Source organism: Micrococcus sp. HMSC31B01 (assembly GCF_001816085.1).
In the GTDB taxonomy this organism is placed as follows: domain Bacteria; phylum Actinomycetota; class Actinomycetes; order Actinomycetales; family Micrococcaceae; genus Micrococcus; species Micrococcus luteus.
Genome location: NZ_KV825134.1, coordinates 1 through 3,995, shown reverse-complemented (window position 1 = coordinate 3,995; position 3,995 = coordinate 1). Strand labels below are relative to the sequence as shown.

The window sequence follows — 3,995 nt, the reverse complement described above, 5'->3', positions numbered from 1 at the left end:
GAACCTCATGACCCACAACAACTAGGCTGGCCGCATGACGGACCGCTTCGCCACCGCCACGGGCACGGTGCCGATGGTCGACCCCCAGACCCGCGGGGAGCGCCTCGGCCGCTTCCTGCGTCGGCGCGCCCGTGCGGGTTGGTCCCGCGTCCGCTCCTCCGTGGGCCAGGCCGCCCTCGTCGCGGTCTGCGCGGTGGGCGCCTATTGGTTCGCGGAGACCGTCCTGGGCCACCAGCAGCCCCTGTTCGCCTCCACCGCCCTGCTGATCGCCCTCGGCTTCCAACGGGAGCCGAAGCTGCGCAAGGTGGCCGAGGTCGCCGTCGGCTGCACCGTCGGCATCCTGATCGGGGACCTGCTCATGGTCGGGCTCGGCCGCGGCCTGTGGCAGGCCTCGGTGGTCCTGTTCGTGTCCGTGATGGTGGCCCGGTTCCTGGACTCCGGCGCCACGTTCACGATGCAGATGTCCCTGCAGTCCGTCCTCGTGGTCCTCCTGCCCATCGGCACGGGAGGGCCGTTCGTCCGCAGCCAGGACGCGATCGTGGGCGGCGTCCTGGCCCTGCTCGTCACGTTCCTCTCGCCCCAGGACGTGCGCCGTCCCGCGGTGCGTCAGCTGGGTGGGCTCTACGACTCGATCGCCACGGTGCTGCGCGACCTCTCCCGGGCCCTGCGGGAGGACGACTCCCGCACCGCCTGGATGGCGCTCGTGGCCAGCCGCGGCACGCACACCACGCTGGAGGCGCTGCGCAAGGAGCTGCGCGTCACACATGAGCAGACCGTGTTCAACCCGCTGCACCGCTCCTCGCGCTCCTTCGTGGAGGACGCGGTGAACGCGGCGGACCGCTCGGATCTGGCGGTGCGCTCCCTGCGGATCGTGGCCCGGCGGGTGGTCTCGGCCCTGGACGAGGGCGTGCTCGACGACGACGTCCGCGAGCGCCTGGCCGCCTGGTTCGACGACGCCGCGGACGCCGTCGAGATCCTGCACCGGTCCCTCGTGGAACCCCAGGCCGAGGGCCGCCATCGCTCGCTGTCCGTGGCGCGGGACGCCCTGGGGGCGTCCGCCTCCGCGTTGGACCCGCACCAGCTGGGCGGCGGATCCGTGCACGGCGAGGCGCTCGTGATGCTGCTGCGGCCCATGATGGTGGACCTCATCGAGGCCACGGGCGCCGAGCACGACGAGGCGCGGGCCTACCTGCCCCGCGTCTGAGCCCGACGGCGGCGCGCGGCCCCGGCGGTCGACGTCGGGCCGTGCGCGGGCCGGTTAACGCGTCCGCCCCGGCTCCTAGAGTGGGCGCATGGCCACCAAGACCGCCCCGAAGCGCGCCCCCGGATACCGCTGCACCGAGTGCGGCTGGACCACCGTGAAGTGGGTCGGCCGCTGCGGGGAGTGCCAGTCGTGGGGCACGGTCGAGGAGATCGGCCTGACGTCCACCACCGGTCGCACGCGCGCGGCCACCGTCGCGGAGGTCGCGCCGCGCATCGCGGACGTGGACGCCACGCTGGCCTCGTTCCGCTCCACGGGGGTGCGCGAGCTGGACCGCGTGCTCGGCGGCGGCCTCGTGCCGGGTGCGGTGATCCTGCTGGCCGGAGAGCCGGGCATCGGCAAGTCCACGCTGCTGCTGGACGTGGCCGCCCAGACGGCCCGCGGCGCGGGAGGCGGCGGGCCGCGCTCGGTGCTGTACCTGACGGGTGAGGAGTCGGCGGCGCAGGTGCGCTCCCGCGCAGACCGGATCGGGGCGATCGCGGACACCCTGCGTCTGACGGCGGAGACGGACCTGGGCCGGGCACTGGGGCAGATCGAGCGGACGGACCCGGAGCTGGTGATCGTGGACTCCGTGCAGACCCTGCAGTCCACCGAGGTGGACGGGATCGCCGGGGGCGTCAGCCAGGTGCGCGAGGTGGCGGCCAGCCTCATCCGCACGGCCAAGGAGAAGGGGATCACCACGGTCCTGGTGGGCCACGTGACGAAGGACGGGACCATCGCCGGCCCGCGGCTGCTCGAGCACCTCGTGGACGTGGTCTGCCAGTTCGAGGGGGACCGCCACTCACGGCTGCGCCTGGTGCGTGCGGTGAAGAACCGCTTCGGGCCCACGGACGAGGTCGGCTGCTTCGACCTGCGGGAGGACGGCATCGAGTCCCTGGACGACCCCTCCGGCCTGTTCCTCTCGGGCGTCTCGGAGCCGGTCGAGGGCACATGCGTGACGGTGACGCTCGAGGGCCGGCGCCCGCTCGTGGCCGAGGTGCAGTCCCTGCTCACCCCGTCCGCCGGCGGCAGCCCGCGCCGCACCGTCTCCGGCGTGGACGCGGCGCGCGTGAACATGCTCCTGGCCGTGCTCCAGCGCCGGGCCCGTTTCGCCCTCGCCCAGGACGACTGCTACGTGGCCACCGTGGGCGGCGTGCGACTCTCGGAGCCCGCCTCGGACCTGGCCGTGGCCGTCGCCGTGGCCTCGGCGAAGCTCTCGGCCCCCGTCCCGCAGGGGATGATCGCGGTCGGTGAGCTCGGGCTGGCCGGGGAGGTGCGCCCCGTGCCCGGCATCGGGCGACGGGTGCGTGAGGCCGCCCGCCTGGGCTTCACCCGCGCCCTGGTCCCCCGCTCCCCCGAGCCGCTCGGGGACGTCCCGGCGGGCTTCACGGTGGCGGAGGTCGGCTCAATCGGCGAGGCCCTCGCCACGATCCCCACGTGGACCGGCGGCGGCCCGGCCGCGCGTCCGGAGGTCGGCCCCGGCCGCTGACGACGCGCCCGGCTCAGCGGGACGGCGACGGCGACGGGTCGGTGGTCGTGGCCGGTGCCGCGGACGGCGAAGCCGACGCCGATGCTGAGGCGGACGCCGAGGCTGAGGCCGACGCCGGAGCTGAGGCGGACGCCGACGGGGAGGCGCTGCCGCTCGAGGAGGGGGTGGCCGAGGAGGGGGTGGCCGAGGAGCCGCCGTCCTGGGCCCCCGGGGCGAGCTCCTCGAGGATCTTCAGCGCGACGGGGCGGGAGGTGACGTCGCCGAGGCTGACCGTCAGCAGATGGGGTCCGGGCTCCGCGAGAGCGCCGAGTCGGCCGCAGTCCTGGCTCGAGGCACGGCCGGACCAGCGGTACACGGCGGTGAGCTCCTCGTGCGGGTACAGCACCCGCTGGGCCTCCGCGGGGTCCGCCTGGCAGATGCGGGTGGAGAAGACGTCGTCGCCCTCGGCCGTGCGGATCCTGAACTCCTGTCGGGCCGTGCCCACATCCGTGCGGCACGGGGTCGAGGAGAGGTTCGTGATGCCCAGGCGCAGCTCGGCCTCCTCGCCCCGCTGGTACTCGGACCGGTCCGCGGAGGCGGTGATCCGCAGGTCCGAGGGCTGGCACTCGGCCGCGTCCTCGAGGGCCACGGTGGGCGAGGCGGAGCCGGACTCGGCGTCCGTCGCCGGGGCGGGCGACGGGGAGTGCACCGGCGTCGGGGCGGCGGAGGGGTCGGCGTCCTCGGAGGAGAAGGCGCCGATCCCGGCGCGGACGAGCGCCACGACGGCCCACCCCACCAGGAGCAGGAGCACGAGGGCGAGCAGGGCGGCCACGAGCCGCCGGCGGCGGTAGACGGCGGGGGACGGCTTCGACCCGGGGGAAGTCGGACGAGACGGCATGCGATCCAGGGTAGGCGGCGGCGCACCCTACAGTGGACGCCATGCCCGCGCCCGCCCCCCTCGTCCCGCCCACGGTGGACGTGCCGCGCCTGCACGACGCGGTGCTGGGCTGGTTCGCCGTCCACGCCCGGGACCTTCCCTGGCGCAGCCCGGACTGCTCCCCGTGGGGCGTGCTCGTCTCGGAGATCATGCTCCAGCAGACACCGGTCGTGAGGGTGCTGCCCCGCTGGCGGGAGTGGCTGGAGCGCTGGCCCACCCCCGCGGACCTGGCCGTCGCCCCCACCGCAGACGTGCTCACGGCCTGGGACCGGCTCGGCTACCCGCGCCGGGCCCTGCGCCTCCAGGAGGCCGCCCGGGCCGTCGTCGAGCGCCACGACGGCCGGGTGCCG

Annotated in this window: 3 protein-coding genes and 1 pseudogene; 3 read left to right on the top strand and 1 reads right to left on the bottom strand. The window is 75.2% G+C overall.

All coding sequences use genetic code 11. The features are described 5' to 3' along the window. The first annotated feature begins 34 nt into the window (after positions 1-34). Positions 35-1,204, top strand: coding sequence for an FUSC family protein (locus HMPREF3105_RS06720; RefSeq protein WP_070709026.1), 1,170 nt, complete (start codon positions 35-37; stop codon positions 1,202-1,204). An 88-nt stretch (positions 1,205-1,292) separates the two neighbouring features. Continuing rightward, on the top strand, positions 1,293-2,729 hold the full coding sequence (radA, locus tag HMPREF3105_RS06715; RefSeq protein ID WP_036339121.1) for a DNA repair protein RadA: 1,437 nt from the start codon (positions 1,293-1,295) through the stop codon (positions 2,727-2,729). A 13-nt stretch (positions 2,730-2,742) separates the two neighbouring features. Here radA and HMPREF3105_RS06710 read toward each other — a convergent pair whose 3' ends face one another. Next, the gene (locus HMPREF3105_RS06710; RefSeq protein WP_036339123.1) at positions 2,743-3,606 is read right to left on the bottom strand and encodes a hypothetical protein; all 864 of its coding nucleotides are present in this window, start codon (positions 3,604-3,606) and stop codon (positions 2,743-2,745) included. 41 nt (positions 3,607-3,647) lie between these two features. Here HMPREF3105_RS06710 and HMPREF3105_RS06705 point away from each other — a divergent pair. Beyond that, a pseudogene (locus tag HMPREF3105_RS06705) lies at positions 3,648-3,995 on the top strand (A/G-specific adenine glycosylase); the annotation flags it as partial.

Excerpts from the sequence above, each read along its gene's own strand:
- HMPREF3105_RS06720 (WP_070709026.1), top strand. The coding sequence starts at position 35 with ATGACGGACCGCTTCGCCACCGCCACGGGCACGGTGCCGATGGTCGAC.
- radA (WP_036339121.1), top strand. The coding sequence starts at position 1,293 with ATGGCCACCAAGACCGCCCCGAAGCGCGCCCCCGGATACCGCTGCACC.
- HMPREF3105_RS06710 (WP_036339123.1), bottom strand. The coding sequence starts at position 3,606 with ATGCCGTCTCGTCCGACTTCCCCCGGGTCGAAGCCGTCCCCCGCCGTC.